At 69.3% G+C, this 15629-nt stretch carries 14 protein-coding genes; 7 read left to right on the top strand and 7 right to left on the bottom strand.

The features are described 5' to 3' along the window. Positions 1–143: 143 nt before the first annotated feature. From trxA to KTN05_RS04220, 3 genes are read left to right on the top strand one after another with little or no spacing between them, the layout of a single operon-like run. Positions 144–1055 (top strand): thioredoxin, encoded by a 912-nt coding sequence (gene trxA, locus KTN05_RS04210; protein WP_217328135.1) that lies wholly within the window; start codon positions 144–146, stop codon positions 1053–1055. Beyond that, positions 1055–1690, top strand: coding sequence for an LON peptidase substrate-binding domain-containing protein (locus KTN05_RS04215; RefSeq protein WP_217328136.1), 636 nt, complete (start codon positions 1055–1057; stop codon positions 1688–1690). Before trxA ends, KTN05_RS04215 begins: the two co-directional genes overlap by 1 nt. Positions 1691–1728: 38 nt before the next feature. Then, positions 1729–1887, top strand: a complete 159-nt coding sequence (locus KTN05_RS04220; protein ID WP_217328324.1) for a Trm112 family protein — start codon at positions 1729–1731, stop codon at positions 1885–1887. Between the two features lie 157 nt (positions 1888–2044). Here the strand turns inward: KTN05_RS04220 and KTN05_RS04225 are convergent, their stop codons facing one another. The 3 genes from KTN05_RS04225 to KTN05_RS04235 form a co-directional block, all read right to left on the bottom strand. Then, positions 2045–2608 carry a DUF1003 domain-containing protein gene (locus tag KTN05_RS04225; protein ID WP_217328137.1) on the bottom strand — a complete coding sequence of 188 codons (564 nt, stop codon included), beginning with the start codon at positions 2606–2608 and terminating at the stop codon, positions 2045–2047. A 34-nt stretch (positions 2609–2642) separates the two neighbouring features. Beyond that, entirely contained in the window at positions 2643–3548 is a 906-nt protein-coding gene (gene argC, locus KTN05_RS04230) for an N-acetyl-gamma-glutamyl-phosphate reductase (RefSeq protein WP_217328138.1), read from the bottom strand. Positions 3549–3736: 188 nt separating this feature from the next. Next, positions 3737–4423 (bottom strand): response regulator transcription factor, encoded by a 687-nt coding sequence (locus KTN05_RS04235; RefSeq protein ID WP_217328139.1) that lies wholly within the window; start codon positions 4421–4423, stop codon positions 3737–3739. 133 nt (positions 4424–4556) lie between these two features. Between KTN05_RS04235 and ribA the strand changes: the two genes are divergently transcribed. Genes ribA through KTN05_RS04255 form a run of 4 tightly spaced genes read left to right on the top strand, consistent with a single transcriptional unit; the run spans position 4557 to position 7791 of the window. Next, entirely contained in the window at positions 4557–5618 is a 1062-nt protein-coding gene (gene ribA / locus KTN05_RS04240; RefSeq protein ID WP_217328140.1) for a GTP cyclohydrolase II, read from the top strand. Then, positions 5615–6127 (top strand): L,D-transpeptidase, encoded by a 513-nt coding sequence (locus tag KTN05_RS04245; protein ID WP_217328141.1) that lies wholly within the window; start codon positions 5615–5617, stop codon positions 6125–6127. The genes ribA and KTN05_RS04245 overlap by 4 nt, the downstream gene beginning before the upstream one ends. 25 nt (positions 6128–6152) lie before the next feature. Continuing rightward, positions 6153–7154, top strand: a complete 1002-nt coding sequence (locus KTN05_RS04250; protein WP_217328142.1) for an NAD-dependent epimerase/dehydratase family protein — start codon at positions 6153–6155, stop codon at positions 7152–7154. A gap of 25 nt (positions 7155–7179) precedes the next feature. Further along, positions 7180–7791 carry a rhomboid family intramembrane serine protease gene (locus KTN05_RS04255; RefSeq protein ID WP_217328143.1) on the top strand — a complete coding sequence of 204 codons (612 nt, stop codon included), beginning with the start codon at positions 7180–7182 and terminating at the stop codon, positions 7789–7791. A gap of 48 nt (positions 7792–7839) precedes the next feature. Here KTN05_RS04255 and KTN05_RS04260 read toward each other — a convergent pair whose 3' ends face one another. The 4 genes from KTN05_RS04260 to KTN05_RS04275 all read right to left on the bottom strand — a co-directional run bounded on the left by KTN05_RS04260 (position 7840) and on the right by KTN05_RS04275 (position 15615). Beyond that, a complete protein-coding gene (locus KTN05_RS04260) occupies positions 7840–10020 on the bottom strand; it encodes a catalase (RefSeq protein ID WP_217328144.1) in 2181 nt (726 codons plus the stop codon). Between the two features lie 335 nt (positions 10021–10355). Next, positions 10356–13001 (bottom strand): DNA translocase FtsK, encoded by a 2646-nt coding sequence (locus KTN05_RS04265; protein WP_217328145.1) that lies wholly within the window; start codon positions 12999–13001, stop codon positions 10356–10358. A 5-nt stretch (positions 13002–13006) separates the two neighbouring features. Continuing rightward, entirely contained in the window at positions 13007–14194 is a 1188-nt protein-coding gene (locus KTN05_RS04270; protein WP_217328146.1) for an aminotransferase class I/II-fold pyridoxal phosphate-dependent enzyme, read from the bottom strand. Between the two features lie 86 nt (positions 14195–14280). Next, on the bottom strand, positions 14281–15615 hold the full coding sequence (locus tag KTN05_RS04275; protein ID WP_217328147.1) for an amidase: 1335 nt from the start codon (positions 15613–15615) through the stop codon (positions 14281–14283). Positions 15616–15629 lie beyond the last annotated feature (14 nt).

The following is a 15629-nucleotide window of genomic DNA, read 5'->3' on the forward strand; positions in this document are numbered from 1 at the left end:
GTGCTCCTGCAATGGTTGCATCAAGGTCGCGCCAGCTTACGCCCGCAGGCCGCAAAACTGAACCCGCGCATTCACGGCCCTTTCAACCGGTCGTGTGCCGCGCCATATTCCCCCCAACGCAAATCAAGGTTCAGGAGTTCGCTATGCTGCTGCAGGGCGCGAACGATCAGCCGGCGCCGGCCGGCGATTTCATCAAGGACGTGACCGAGGCCGATTTCATGGCCGAGGTGATCGACAAGTCGATGACCGTCCCCGTCATCGTCGATTTCTGGGCGCCGTGGTGCGGCCCGTGCAAGACGCTCGGCCCGCAGCTGGAAGCCGAGGTGGCGAAGGCCAAGGGCCGCGTGGTCATGGCCAAGGTCAACGTGGACGAGAACCAGATGATCGCCGCGCAGCTGCGCGTGCAGTCGATCCCGACCGTCTATGCCTTCTTCCAGGGCCAGCCGGTCGATGCCTTCCAGGGGGCGATCCCACAAAGCCAGATCAAGCAGTTCGTCGAAAAGCTGCTGGCGCTCGGCGGCGATGACGGCGGCCTTGGCGCCGCGCTGGAAGCGGCCGAGGCGATGCTGACCGAGGGCGCTCATGCCGACGCCGCCGAAACCTTCCAGGCGATCCTGGGCGAGGAGCCCGAGAACCCGCAGGCCTGGGGCGGGCTGGTCCGCACCCATCTCGCGGCAGGCGATCTGGACCAGGCCGACGCCGCGCTGGCGCAGGTGCCACCGGCGGCCGCGACATCCGCCCCGGTCGAGGCGGCCCGCGCACAGCTCGCCCTCGCCCGTCAGGCGGCGGGGGCCGGACCGCTCGGCGACCTGGAGGCGAAGGTGAACGCCGATCCCGCCGACCAGCAGGCGCGGCTGGACTATGCCACCGCGCTCCACGCCTCGGGCCGGGTCGAGGAGGCGATCGACCAGCTGCTCGAAGGCTTCCGCCGCGACCGCGACTGGAACGACGGCGCGATCAAGGCGCAGCTCATCACCATCTTCGACGCGATGAAACCCACCGATCCCATCGCGCAGAAAGGCCGGCGGCGGCTGTCGTCGCTGATCTTCGCCTGATGGCGCTGCGCGGCCGCGACCTTCCGCGGGCGATCCCGCTGTTCCCGCTGCCGGGCGCGATCCTGCTGCCGCGCGCCAGCCTGCCGCTGCATATCTTCGAGCCGCGCTATCTGCAGATGCTCGACGACACGCTGAAGACGCCCGAGCGGCTGATCGGCATGATCCAGCCCTTGGGCGAGGGTCTGGCCAGCATCGGCTGCGCGGGGCGGGTGGTGATGTTTTCCGAACATGAGGACGGGCGGCTGGACATCGTGCTGCGGGCGGCGTCCCGCTTCACGCTGGACACGGTCGAGGAAGGCTTCACCCCCTATCTGCGCGGAGAGGTGGACTGGTCGGGATTCGAAGCCGACCGGGACGCGCGCGCCGCCACCGATCCGGGGCTGGACCGCGATTCAATGCTGGACAAGCTCCTGCGCTACATGCAGGCGCGCGAGCTTTCGACCGACTGGGAGGCCGCCCGCGCCGCCGACGACGAGATGCTGATCAACAGCCTGTCCATGCTGCTGCCCCTCGGCACCGAGGAGAAACAGGCGCTGCTGGAGGCCGAGACCCTACCCGAACGCCGCGAGCTGCTGGACGGCCTGCTGGAATACGCCCTGCACGGCGGCCCCGACGACGAGGAGACGGTCCATTGACCGAGCCGAAGACCCCCGAACGCGCCTTCGACCGTCACATGTTGGAGGCGCTGGTCTGCCCGGTCACGCACGGGCGGCTGGACTACGACGCCCAGCGGCAGGAGCTGATCTCGCGGACCGCCGGGCTGGCCTTCCCGATCCGCGAGGGCATTCCGATCATGCTCGTGGGCGAGGCCCGGCAGATCAAGGCGGACTGACGCCGCCGGGCGGCCGCAATCCGCGCTGATTCGCGCCCCGTGCTGATCGGTCGCGGCGCCCCGCCCATCTTCTGTCCTCAAATATCCCCCGCGGAGCGTCCGGCCTCGCCGCTCCGCGCGACGCTTCCCGGACATGGCCGGTGAAAGCCCGCGCCGCTCAGCCCTGCCCTTCCCCTTTCGGAACGGCCCGCGCGATCTCGTCCAGCCGCGCGGCGATCCGGGCGATGTCGTCGCGCATCGTCAGCAACTCGCTGTGGCGCAGCTCGTCCAGCTTCTCGTGCAGCGCCATGATCTCGATCTCGGCCTTGAGGTTGACCTCGTAGTCATGGGCCGCGTCGAGCCGGTCGCGCTGCGCCTGCCGGTTCTGGCTCATCATGATGACCGGCGCCTGGATCGCCGCCAGCATCGACAGCATCAGGTTGAGGAAGATGAACGGGTAGGGGTCGAACGCCTCGCGCCCCAGCAGCCAGGCGTTTCCCCCGATCCACAGCACCAGAAACGCCGCGAAGCCGACGATGAAGCGCCACGACCCGCCGAACCGGGCCACCGCGTCCGCCAGCCGCTCGCCGAAAGTCTGGTTCGCGCCGTAATCCTGTCCGATATTGCGCGAGATCGGCCGCCGCTCCATCGAGCTTTGCAGCACCCGGTGCTCATGCGGGTTCAGCGCCGCTGGCGGGCGCTTCAGCCAGCGATGCGCCAGATCTTCGACCGTCCTGCTCATCGCCGCTCCTCCCCCGCGATAATGCCGGGCGGGGTTACAGCCCCGCGCCCTCGTCCGCGCCGATCATCAGATTGAGGTTCTGCACCGCCGCCCCCGACGCGCCCTTGCCGAGATTGTCCAGCACCGCCACCAGCACCGCCACGCCGTGCTCGTCGCTGCCATGGACTGACAGCTCGATCCTGTTGGTGTCGTTCAGCGTCGTCGGCACCACGCGGGCTTGCGGGTCCACAACCTTGACGAACCGCGCGCCGCCGTAATGGGCGGCCAGCGCGTCCCGCAGGTCGGCGATGCGGCGGCCGTTCAGGTGCAGCGGGATCTGCACCGCCATCCCTTGGGCGAAATCGCCCACCGAAGGCGCGAAGACCGGGCGTGCGGTCAGGCCGGACTGGACCATGATCTCGGGCAGGTGCTTGTGCGCCTGCGCCAGCGCATAGACGAAGAAATCGGGCGCGGCGCCGGATTCGTATTCCGCGATCAGCTCCTTGCCGCCGCCCGTATAGCCGCTGACGGCGTTGATGCTGAGCGGCTCGTCCGCCGCGATCAGACCCGCCCGCACCAGCGGCGCGGCCAAGGCGATCGCTCCCGTCGAATAGCAGCCGGGATTCGACACCAGCCGGGCGCCGGGCAGCGCGGCGCGGGTCCCGGCCGAGAGTTCGGGGAAGCCGTAGAGCCAGCCATCGGCGACCCGATGCGCGGTCGAGGCGTCGATGATCCGCACCGGCAGCCCCTCGGCCAGCGCGACCGCCTCGCGGGCGGCGGCATCGGGCAGGCAGAGGATGGCGACATCGGCGGCCTCGAGCGCCTCGCGGCGGGCGGCGGGGTCCTTGCGGCGGGCGGGGTCCGGCTGCACCAGGTCGATGTCGGCGCGGCGTTCCAGCCGCTCGCGGATCTGCAGCCCGGTCGTGCCTGCTTCACCGTCGATGAACACCTTGTGCGCCATGATCCATTCCCCTTCTGACTGCCGTGCCTAGATATCGGTCCCCGCCCGCCAAAGAAAAGGCCCCGGTGCGAAACCGGGGCCAGTCAGGGAGGGAGGGAAGAGAGAGAGTTGTGGCCGCATCCCCGGACCACTGGGCTTCGTGGCCTCAACCCGGCGGTGCGGCAAAGGTTCCCGCGCCGGTGCAACTATCACGCGACAAGCCGATAGCCGCCGCTTTCCGTCACCAGCAGCCGTGCGTTCGAGGGATCGGGCTCGATCTTCTGCCGCAGGCGGTAGATGTGGGTTTCCAGCGTATGGGTCGTCACGCCGGCATTGTAACCCCAGACCTCGTGCAGCAGCACATCGCGCGGCACCACCCCGTCCTGCGCGCGATACAGGAACTTGAGGATGTTGGTTTCCTTCTCGGTCAGGCGGATCTTGCGGTCCTTGGCGTCGGTCAGCAGCTTCATCGACGGCTTGAAGGTATAGGGGCCAAGCTGGAAGATCGCGTCTTCCGACTGCTCATGCGTGCGCAGCTGCGCCCGCAGGCGGGCCAGAAGCACCGGGAACTTGAACGGCTTGGTGATGTAGTCGTTGGCCCCCGAATCGAGACCCAGAATCGTGTCCGCGTCGGTGTCGTGCCCGGTCAGCATGACCACGGGGCATTTCACCCCCTGCTTGCGCAGCCGCTTGCACAGCTCGCGCCCGTCCGTGTCGGGCAGGCCCACGTCCAGCACCACCAGATCGAAGATCGCGCCCTTGGTCTTTTCGACCGCCTCGGCGCCGGTGGCGGCTTCGAACACGTCGAAATCCTCGGTCTCGACCAGCTGCTCGGCCAGCGCCTCGCGCAGGTCGTCCTCGTCGTCCACCAGCAGGATCTTCTTCAGACCGGCCATGTCAGCCTCCGTTCACTTGCGTTTGAGCGGAAGGTGAGGGCAGCGCGCATCGCGGTCCAGCATGTTGCCATATTTCTCACATGCAGTTGTCCCACAGGCCCGTTATGTTACGGATTGTTTCAGAAGGAAGCCGATGTCGCTGATCCCCACCCTCGCCGAAACCGCCGCCCGCGCCCGCACCGACCTGCGAGTCGGGCTGCCCGTGGTGATCGGCGGCCATCTGACGGCGGCGGTCGAGACGCTGACCCCCGCGCGGCTGGCCGACCTGCGCGCCGCCGGCCCCGCCGTGCTGGCGATCACCGGCCGCCGGGCCGAGACGCTGAAGGCCCGCGCTTATGACGGCGATCTGGCCCGCGTGCGGCTGGACGGCGATGCGGACGTGCCGTGGCTCAGGGCGGTCGCGGACCCCTCGGGCGATCTGATGACGCCGATGAAGGGGCCGTTCTTCACCGAACGCGGCGGCGACGTGACCGCCCACCGCGCCGCGCTGGGGCTGGCGAAGTCGGCGCAGCTTCTGCCCGCGCTGGTGATGGTGCCGGTGGAGGGCGCCCCTCCCGGCCTGACCACCCTGCCCGCCGGCCCGCTGCTGGCGCAACTGGCGGCCGAGGCGGCGCTGGCCCCCGTCGCCGCCGCCCGCCTGCCGCTGCTGGCGGCCGAGAACAGCCGGCTGCACATCTTCCGCCCCGATGACGGCGCGTCCGAGCATTACGCGGTCGAGATCGGCAGCCCCCCGCGCGAGCTTCCGGTTCTGGCGCGGCTCCATTCCGCCTGCTTTACCGGCGACGTGCTGGGCAGCCTCAAATGCGACTGCGGCCCGCAGCTTCACGCCGCGCTGACCGTCATGGGGCGGGAAGGCGCGGGGGTGCTGCTGTATCTCAACCAGGAGGGGCGCGGGATCGGGCTGGCCAACAAGATGCGCGCCTATGGCTTGCAGAATCAGGGGTTCGACACCGTCGAGGCGAACCACCGGCTGGGCTTCGAGGATGACGAGCGCGACTTCCGCCTGGGCGCGGCGATGCTGCGCGAGATGGGGTTTTCGTCCGTGCGGCTGCTGACCAACAACCCGCGCAAGGTCGCCATGATGCGGGAACACGGGATCGAGGTGGTGGAGCGGGTGCCGCTGATCGTCGGCCGCAACCGCTTCAACGACGACTACCTGACGGTGAAGGCCGAAAAATCGGGGCATCTGTTTTGAGTGTGGACGATCTGGTCCTGACGCCCACCGGCGTCCGCTATGCCGGGCGGCTCTGGCCCTGTTCCATCGGTCGGGGCGGGGTGCGCCGGGACAAGCGCGAGGGGGACGGGGCGACGCCGACAGGCACCCACCGCATCGCCGGGCTGCTGTATCGGCCCGATCGCCTGCCCCGTCCCGCACCCTGGGCCGAGCCGATCGGGCCCGGCGATCTGTGGTGCGACGCGGCGGACGATCCGGCCTACAATCACCATGTGCGCGCGCCCTTCGCCGCCAGCCACGAGGATCTGCGCCGGGCCGATCCGCTGTATGATCTGGTGCTGGTCACCGACTGGAACTGGCCCGTTGCCCGCCCCGGCATGGGGTCGGCGATCTTCCTGCACCAATGGCGCAGGCCGGGCGCGCCCACGGCGGGCTGCATCGCCTTCGCCCGCCCGCATCTGCACTGGATCGCCGCCCGCGCTGCGCCGGGAACAAAGGTGATCGTGCCGGAATCCATGGCCGGACGATGACCCCGCCCCGCCAGAAGAAGCCCTGATGCGCACCGCGCTCGTCACCGGGGCCGCGGGCTTCATCGGGTTCCATCTCTCGCGGCTGCTGCTGGACGAAGGCTGGCGCGTCGTCGGGCTGGACAGCCACAACGACTATTACGACCCCGCGCTGAAGGCCGCCCGCGAAGCCCGGCTGGCGGCCAGCCCGGCCTACCGCGCCGTGCGCGGAAAGGTCGAAACGCCAGGCCTGCTGACGGACATCCTCGCCGCCGAGCGTCCCGAGGCGGTCGTCCACCTCGCCGCGCAGGCGGGGGTGCGCCATTCCATCGAGAACCCGCGCGCTTATGTCGCGGCGAACCTGCTCGGCACCTTCGAGCTGCTGGAGGCCGCCCGCGCCCATCCGCCCGCGCATCTGCTGCTCGCCTCGACCAGCAGCGTCTATGGCGCGAACACGAAAATGCCGTATCGCGAGACGGACAAGGCCGACACGCAGATGTCGTTCTATGCCGCCACCAAGAAATCGACCGAGGCGCTGGCCCATTCCCATGCCCATCTGTTCGGGCTGCCGGTGACGATGTTCCGCTTCTTCACCGTCTATGGCCCGTGGGGACGGCCCGACATGGCGCCGTCGCTGTTCACCAGCGCGATCCTCGACGGGCGGCCGATCAAGGTCTTCAACCACGGCGACATGAAGCGCGACTTCACCTTCGTCGCCGATCTCGTGCGCGCGATCCGCCTGCTGGTGGACGTGCCGCCGGGCGATGTCCCTGCGGGCGCTTTCGACAGCCTTTCGCCGGTCGCGCCGTTCCGGGTCGTCAATATCGGCAACGGCGCGCCGGTGCGGCTGCTGGACTTCATCGCCGCCATCGAGGCGGCGACGGGCCGCCGGGCCGAGCGGCAGCTGCTGCCGATCCAGCCGGGCGACGTGCCCGCGACATGGGCCGACACGACGCTTCTGCGCGGGCTGACCGGCTATGCCCCCGCCACCGACATCGCCGAGGGCGTCCGGCTTTATGTCGAGTGGTTCCGCGACTACTATCGGCCCTGACCGCCGCAGCCGAAAGTGTCCCGCCATGCCCATGCCGTTCCGGGTCATCATCGGCCTTTGCGTCGCGGTCGAGGCCGCGCTGACGCTCGCCGGCCTGCTGGGCTTTCCGGCGCTGCGGCAGGTGGCGTTCCTCTATGGCGGGTTCTTTGCGCAGCTTCTGGACAGCTGGCACGGCCTCTTTCCCGGCCAGCCGATCACCATGTTCGTCACCTACGGCTTCCTTCATGCCGGGCTGCTGCACCTCGGGATGAACATGCTGGCGCTGGCGCAACTGGCGCAGGAGCTTGCCCGCGTCATGTCAGGCCGCGCGATGCTGCTGGTCTATGGCGTCTCGCAGATCGCGGCGGCGCTCGCGCAGGCGTGGCTCGCGCCCGGCGGGGCGGTGATGGTGGGGGCGTCGGGGGCCGTCTTCGGGCTGGCCGGGGCGCTGATCGCCTATGGCTTCGTCGCGCTGCGGCGGCGGAACCAGCCCATGGGGCCGCTGATCCGCTCGGCCGCGGTTCTGGTCGCGCTGAACGTGGCGCTGGCGCTGATGGTGCCGCAGATCGCCTGGCAGGCGCATCTGGGCGGGGCGGTGGCGGGCGCGCTGATGGGGCTGGCCTATGCGGCGCGCGGGCCGCGCAGGCGGCGGAGGTGAGCGGGGCGGGCGCGGAACGCCGGCCCCCTTTCAACGCATCGCTTCGGGTCAGTGCTGCATCCAGGTCTTCTTCTCGCGCGCCCAGTTGCGTTCGCAGAGCAGCTTGACCAGCTGATCCGGCGAGCTCGCAGCCATGACGAAATCGTCCGGCTCGACATTCGCCTTCTGAAGCAGCGGCATCGCCTCGTCGGTCGCGGCGATGGCCTTGAGATGGGCAAAGGCGTCCGACACCCAGTCCACCGCCGGCTTGTGGCCCATCAGCTGCTGGCACCCCGCCTCGGACGCGACCACCGCCACCGCGTCGAAGACGGTCGAGGGCTGCCCGTCGATCAGCCCGTCGGCCGGCAGTTGCTTGCCGCTGGCAAGCTTCGGCCCCGCCACCTTGTCCGAGACGACCATCACCGCCGCGCCAGCCGCCTCGGCCGCCGATTTCAGCGCCTCGACGATCCGGCCGTCCGCGCCGTCGGTCACGAGGATGCCCAGCTTGCGCCCCTTGGGCGTGCGCTTGTCCTTCTGGATCGACAGCTCGGGCGAGGGCGGCACCTTCACCGCCGGTTTCGCCGCCGGCGCGGCCTTGGGCAGGTCCATCCCCAAACCGGCGGCCACCCGCCGCGCCAGATCCTCATCGACATTGAGAAGCTGCGAAAGCTGCCGCTCGCGGATATGCGGCATCTCGCATTTCGACAGCTCGAAGATGAAGGCGCTGACGATGTGGCCCTGCTCGACCTCGCTCTGCGACAGGTAGAACTGCCGCGTCTGGGTGAAATGGTCCGCGAAACGCTCGGCCCGGACCCGCAGCTTCGCGGTCGGCTCGTTGCCCAGCTCGTCCAGCAGGGCAATGGTGCGGAAGCCGTGATCGACATCGACGCGCGGGCCGGACGGCTCGCCCCCCTCGGCCAGCGAGTTCGGCTCGTAATTCGCGCGGCCCTTGGGGATCTGCGTCTGCATCATCCCGTCGCGGTGGAAGTTGCGCATCGGGCAGCGCGGCGCGTTGATCGGGATCTGGTGGAAGTTGGTCGTCCCCAGCCGCGATTTCTGCGTGTCGAGATAGCTGAACAGCCGCCCCTGCAGCAGCGGGTCGTTGGAGAAGTCGATCCCCGGCGGAACGTTGGTGGGCAGGAAGGCGACCTGCTCGGTTTCCGCGAAGAAATTGTCGGGGTTGCGGTTCAGTTGCAGCGTGCCGATGAACTCGATCGGCACGTCCTCTTCCGGGATCAGCTTGGTCGCGTCCAGCACGTCATAGGGCTGGGCGGCGGCGAATTTCTCGTCGAACACCTGAATGCCAAGATCCCATTCGGGATAGTCGCCCCGGTCGATCGATTCCCACAGGTCGCGGCGGTTGAAATCGGGATCGGCACCGGAAATCTTGACTGCCTCGTCCCACAGCAGCGACTGCATCCCAAGGCGGGGCTTCCAGTGAAACTTGACGAAGCTGACCTGATCGCGGTCGTTCACCAGATGGAAGGTGTGGACGCCGAACCCCTCCATCATGCGGAAGCTGCGGGGGATGGCGCGATCGGACATCAGCCACATCACCATGTGCTGGTTTTCGGGCACCAGCGAGACGAAATCCCAGAACGTGTCATGGGCCGAGGCCGCCTGCGGCATCATCCGGTCCTGCTCGGGCTTCACCGCGTGGACGATGTCGGGAAACTTGATCGCGTCCTGGATGAAGAACGGCGCGAAGTTGTTGGCGACGAGGTCCCAGTTGCCTTCCTCGGTATAGAGCTTGGTGGCGAAGCCGCGCACGTCGCGGGGCGTGTCCTTGGACCCCTTCGACCCCGCCACGGTCGAGAAGCGGGTGAAGGTGTCGCAGCTGTTGCCCTTCTTCTGGAACAGCGCGGCGCGGGTCAGTTCGGGGATGGCGCGGGTCACGGTGAAGGTGCCGTGCGCGCCCGAGCCGCGGGCATGGACGATCCGTTCCGGGATGCGCTCGTGGTCGAAGTGGAAGATCTTCTCGCGCAGCACGAAGTCTTCCAGCAGCGTCGGCCCGCGCGATCCTGCCTTCAGGCTGTTCTGGTTGTCGCTGATCGGCACGCCGAAATTGGTGGTGAGGCGGCCCTTGCGGTCGGTCGTGGTCTCCTGCGGCTCGCCGCCCTTGCCGACCTGCTGGCGATAGGCCGCATCGACCGCGTCGCTGTTCGAGCCCTTCTGCAACGAAGCCGCTTCGGTGGGGTTCGCTGACTTCAGCTGGGCGGGGGGCAGGGGTTTGCCGTCCTTGGTGGTCATCGCTTGCTTCCTCTCTGTCGGTGGCGGTCCGGCGAGAGTCGGCGCGACGCCCGCGCCAAGGCTCGCGCGGCCGTGCGGATCACATGGCGGGTTGGCGGTCCGGCGAGCGGGAAGGCCCCGATCGGCTGCAGCGCAGATGCACGATTAACCCTCCCGCCCCGTTGGCAGGCAGGGAACACGCGGGCGCGCGCGGGGGTTCCGGCGTGCCGCGCGGCTTCACATTAATCAGCGGCGAGGCGCGCGGCTGCGAGCCGTGGATTGCAGATGCGAGAGGCGGGTCACACCGCTGCCGCGCCAAGCACCATGTGCGCGAGAGCGCCCCGCCCCGGCGCCGGTCACACCTCCGGCACCAGCACCTCGCGCTTGCCGACATGGTTGGCGCTGCTGACGACGCCCTGATCCTCCATCTGCTCCACCAGACGCGCGGCCTTGTTGTAGCCGATGGCCAGCTTGCGCTGGATGTAGCTGGTCGAGCATTTGCGGTCCTTGGCGACGATCGCCACCGCCATGTCGTAAAGCTGGTCGTCCGAGTTGTCGCCGCCGAGGCCCAGCACCGCGTCGATGTCCGAGGCGACGTCATCCTCGGGCCCTTCCACGACGCCCGACATGTAGCTGGGCGGGCCGAAGGATTTGAGGTGGTTCACCACTTCCTCGACTTCCTCGTCGGACACGAACGGCCCGTGAACGCGGGTGATGCGGCTGCCGCCGGCCATGTAGAGCATGTCGCCCATCCCCAGCAGCTGCTCGGCCCCCTGCTCGCCGAGGATGGTGCGCGAGTCGATCTTCGACGTGACCTGAAAGCTGATCCGGGTCGGGAAGTTGGCCTTGATCGTGCCTGTGATCACATCGACGGACGGACGCTGCGTCGCCATGACGATGTGGATGCCCGACGCCCGCGCCATCTGCGCGAGGCGCTGGATGCAGGCCTCGATCTCTTTCCCCGCGACCATCATCAGGTCGGCCATCTCGTCCACGATGACGACGATATAGGGGAAGGCTTCGGGCTGGAACTCCTCGGTCTCGAAGACGGGCTCACCGGTATCCTCGTCGAAGCCGGTCTGCATGGTGCGGCGGAACAGCTCGCCCTTGTCCAGCGCCTCGCGGACGCGGCCGTTATAGCCTTCGATGTTGCGCACGCCCATCTTGGACATCTTGCGATAGCGTTCCTCCATCTCCGACACGACCCATTTGAGGGCCACGACGGCCTTCTTGGGGTCGGTCACGACGGGGGACAGCAGATGCGGGATGCCGTCATAGACGCTGAGTTCCAGCATCTTGGGGTCGATCATGATGAGCCGGCATTCCTCGGGCGTCAGCTTGTAGAGCAGGCTGAGGATCATCGTGTTGATGGCGACCGACTTCCCCGAGCCCGTGGTCCCCGCGATCAGCAGATGCGGCATCTTGGCGAGGTTCGCCACCACCGGCTCGCCGCCGATGTCCTTGCCGAGCGCCAGCGGCAGCGGCATGGACGAGTCCCCGAAGGCGCGCGCAGCGAGGATTTCCCGCAGCACCACCTTTTCGCGGCGCTGGTTCGGCAGTTCGATCCCGATGACCGTCCGCCCCGGCACCGTGGAGACACGCGCCGACAGCGCCGACATGGACCGGGCGATGTCGTCCGACAGGCCGATCACCCGGCTGGCCTTCAGCCCCGGCGCGGGCTCCAGCTCATACAGCGTGACCACCGGGCCGGGATGGACGGCGGTGATCTGGCCCTTGACGCCGTAATCGTCCAGCACCGCCTCCAGCATCCGGGCGTTTTCCATCAGCGCCTCTTCGCTGGGCGTGTGCCGCTCGACGGTCGAGGGCGAGGCGAGCAGCGCAAGCGGCGGGCGTTCGTAATGCGGCGCGGTGCTGTCGAATTCGAGGCCGGGCTGCGCCTCGCTGCGCGCCTGTTTCGAGGGCGCGGGCTTGCGCATCGGCGGCACGACCACCCGCTCGCGGTCCGCGCCGAAGGGCTCGGGCACGGCGGGCTCGGCCGCCTCGTCGGGGCGGTTGCGGCCCAGACGCGCGGTCAGCGCCGACAGCGCCGCGCGGGTGCCGCCCTGCGACGACCGGGCGCTGATCGCGTCGGTGATCCGGCTGTTGATCTCGTCCTGCGAGGGTGCCTCGTCGTCATCCTCGTAGCTGCGGAAGTTGTCCACCAGTTCCGACTCGGGCTCCGGCGTCTCCTCGGGCGGGGCCCCCAGCCGATAACGACCCAGCAGCCGGCCCGCGCGGGGGCGGGCGGTGTCCTCGTCGGGCAGCGCGACCTCGGCGCCCGCGGCGGCCGCCGTCCTTGCCCGACGCTCCTGCGCGCGGCGGCGCAGCGCCTGCGCGGCGGCGACCGAGCCGCCCACGCCGCGCCCGACCGCGATCCGCGCCAGATCGAAGGCGGTCCGCAGCCCGTCCAGCAGGAAGCGCCCGATGGCCGTGGCCTCTCCCCTGGAAAAGCCCAGCGTGAAGGCCGTGAACGCCACCGCACCGATCGCCACCAGCAGCGCGAGGACCTTGATGGCGACGGATGCCTTCAGCGGCACCAGCCCCAGCATCGCGCCCATCAGCATGTCGCCCAGATGCCCGCCGAGGCCGAAGCTTTCCGTCCAGCCCGGCGGCGGCACGATCGAGGTGGCATAGACCGACACCAGCACCATCGCGATGGGCAGGAACACGGCCCGCATCAGCCGCTCCTCGCCGCGATGCAGGATCAGCCGCAGGCCCCAGCCGATCGCGCCGACCGACAGCATGTAGCTGCCGTAGCCGGTGATCATGAACAGCGCCGACGAGACATAGGCGCCGATCCCGCCCAGCAGGTTCCGCGCCGGGGCGTCGGTCGCGGACTGGAAGCTGGGGTCTTCGGGCGAATGGCTCAGCAGCATCATCGCGATCAGCACGCCGAGGGCGATCAGCAGCGCGCCGGCCAACTCCTTGCCGCGCCGTTCAAGGGCGGCCTGCGTGGACTGGTCGAACAGGGGGTTGCGTTGTTTCGCCTGCCAGCTTGCCATCGGCGTCATCCCTCCCCGTAGAGCAAATCGCGGATGCGGGTGAGCGCCTCTTCGGTCTCTCCCGCCGGTCCCACCAGCGCCACGCGGATGAAGCCGGCGCCGGGGTTGCGTCCGTCCACCTCGCGCGACAGATACGCGCCGGGCAGCACCTGCACCCCCGCCTCGGACCAGAGCCGCCGGGCCGCCGCCTCGCCGTCATCCACCGGGAGCCACAGGAAGAACCCGCCTTCTGGCGGCAGATAGCCGGGGACATTGCCGAGAATGCGGTCGGCGATGGCGTATTTTTCCTGATAGAGCGCGCGGCTTTCGGTGACGTGATCCTCGTCGGCCCAGGCGACTTCCGCCACCCGCTGCATCGGCAGCGGCAGCGGCGCGCCCGCATAGCTGCGCAGCACCCGGAAGCGGGCGATATTCTCCGCCGATCCCGCCGCGAAGCCCGCCCGCAGCCCCGGCAGATTCGAGCGTTTCGACAGCGAGTTGAACATCACCACGCGGCCCGCCAGACCCATTGCCTCGGCCACGGCCAGCGCGCCGGTGGGCGGGGTGTCGCGCCAGATCTCGGAATAGCACTCGTCCGCGAAGATCAGGAAATCGTGCTTTTCGGCCAACGCGATCAACGTCTCAAGATAGTCGCGGTCCGCCACCGTTCCCTGCGGGTTGGCGGGCGAGCAGATGTAGCAGATCGCGGTGGCGTCCAGCGTCGCGGCATCCAGACCGGCGAAATCGGGCAGATGGCCGGTCTCGGCGGTCGCCGGGACATAGACCGGCCGTGCGCCCACCGCGGCAGCGGCGACGGCATAGACCTGATAGAACGGGTTGGGGATCAGCACCGCCGGCTGGCCGCCGTTCTTGGTTTCCGGGCACAGCGCCAGCGCGGCGTTGAACAACCCCTCGCGGGTGCCGTTCAGGGCGGTGATGCGATCCGTGCCCACCTCGATGCCGTGGCGGCGCTTCAGCCAGCCCGAGATCGCGGCCAGCAGCTCGGGCGTGCCCTCGTTGGGGGGATACTTGGCCAGCTCCCCCACGGTTCTCGCCACGGTGGGCGCAACGAAATCGGGGATCGCATGGCGCGGCTCGCCGATGGTCATCACGACGGGCGCGACGCCCGCAGGCGGGGTCAGGTCGGCCAGAAGCCGGCGAAGACGCGGGAACGCGTAATCGGGCAGGTTCGAGAACCGCTCGGGATATGCCATGTCTGCCTCGGGTTTACGGGATCGTTTTCGCCCCGTTTGCGGCGAGACTACCGGCAAAACGCCATTGCGTCCAGACTGCCGGCCCGTCACGCGGACGGTTTCAGCGCCGCCTCGACCCCGGCGGCGACGCGCAGCAGCGCCCGGTCCTGCCCGGCGCGGCCCATCAGCATGATCCCGCAGGCGGGCCGCCCCGTTGGGACGCTGACCGAGGGCAGGCCCAGCACGTTGGCGATCCGGGTGTTCCGCAGGGACAGCATGTTCTGCTGGGTGAAATAGTCGGCTTCCGCCTCGGCCCGTGCTGCGTCGGGCGGCAGGATCGGCGCGGTCGGCAGGATCACCGCGTCGAACGCGCTCACGGCCTCGGCCCATGCCGCCTGCGCCCGGCGCAGGTCGGCCCAGCGTTCGACGAACTCGGGCGCGGACATCTGCGCGCCGCTGCGGAAGCGGGTCAGCGTGACCGGGTTCATCAGGTCCGGCGCGGCCTCGATCTGCGCGCGCCAGAGGCCGAGCGCCTCGGCCGCGTAAAGCGGCGTCCCCAGCGCCATCGCCTGCGCGGCCTGGGGCGGCTCGGCATGGGTGATGACGGCGCCGGCGGCGGAGAGGCGGGCGACCGCCTCCTCGAACGCCTGCACCGGGGCCTCCTGCGCGTCGGCATAGGGCAACCCGCCAAGCACCAGCAGCCGCAGCCCGCGCGCGGCCGCGCCGCGCAGGTCGGCGACCTTGCCCCGCGCCAGGACGGCCATGATCTCGGCGCAGTCCTCGACCGTGCGGGCGATGGGGCCGACGATGTCGAAGCTGGTGCAGAGCGGCAGCACGCCCCCCATCGGCAGCGCGCCGGAGGTCGGCTTGAACCCGACGAGGTTGTTCCACGCCGCCGGCAGACGGATCGAGCCGCCGGTATCCGACCCGATCGCCGCCGCCGCCAGCCCCAATGCCACCGACACCGCCGCGCCCGACGACGAGCCGCCCGGACACAGCCCCGGATCGAGGCTGTTGGGCGGCGTCGCGGTGCCGGGGTTCACCCCCAACCCGGAAAACGCCAGCTCCGTCATGTGGGTCTTGCCGAGGCAGACGAGGCCCTGCAACGACGCCCCCGCCAGCATCTCGGCATCCGCCGTCGGAATGCGCCCGTCCAGCAGGCGCGAGCCGCCCTCGGTGCCGATATTGGCGCTGTCGATATTGTCCTTCCAGCTCAGCGCGACGCCGTCCAGCAGCCCCCGCCGCAGCCCGGCGCGGGCGCGGTCATGGGCGGCCATCGCCTCGGTCTTCGCGCGGTCCTCGGTGACGCGGGCATAGATGCGGCTGCCGTAGGGGTGGCGCGAGATGGCGTCCAGATAGCCGTCGGCCAGATCCATCGGACTGACCAGCCCCGCGAGGATGGCCCGCCCCTGCTCGGTCGCCGATGATGTCAGCCAGTCCATGCCCGTTCCTTCCC

It is taken from the genome of Paracoccus sp. Z118 (assembly GCF_019061185.1).
GTDB lineage: Bacteria > Pseudomonadota > Alphaproteobacteria > Rhodobacterales > Rhodobacteraceae > Paracoccus.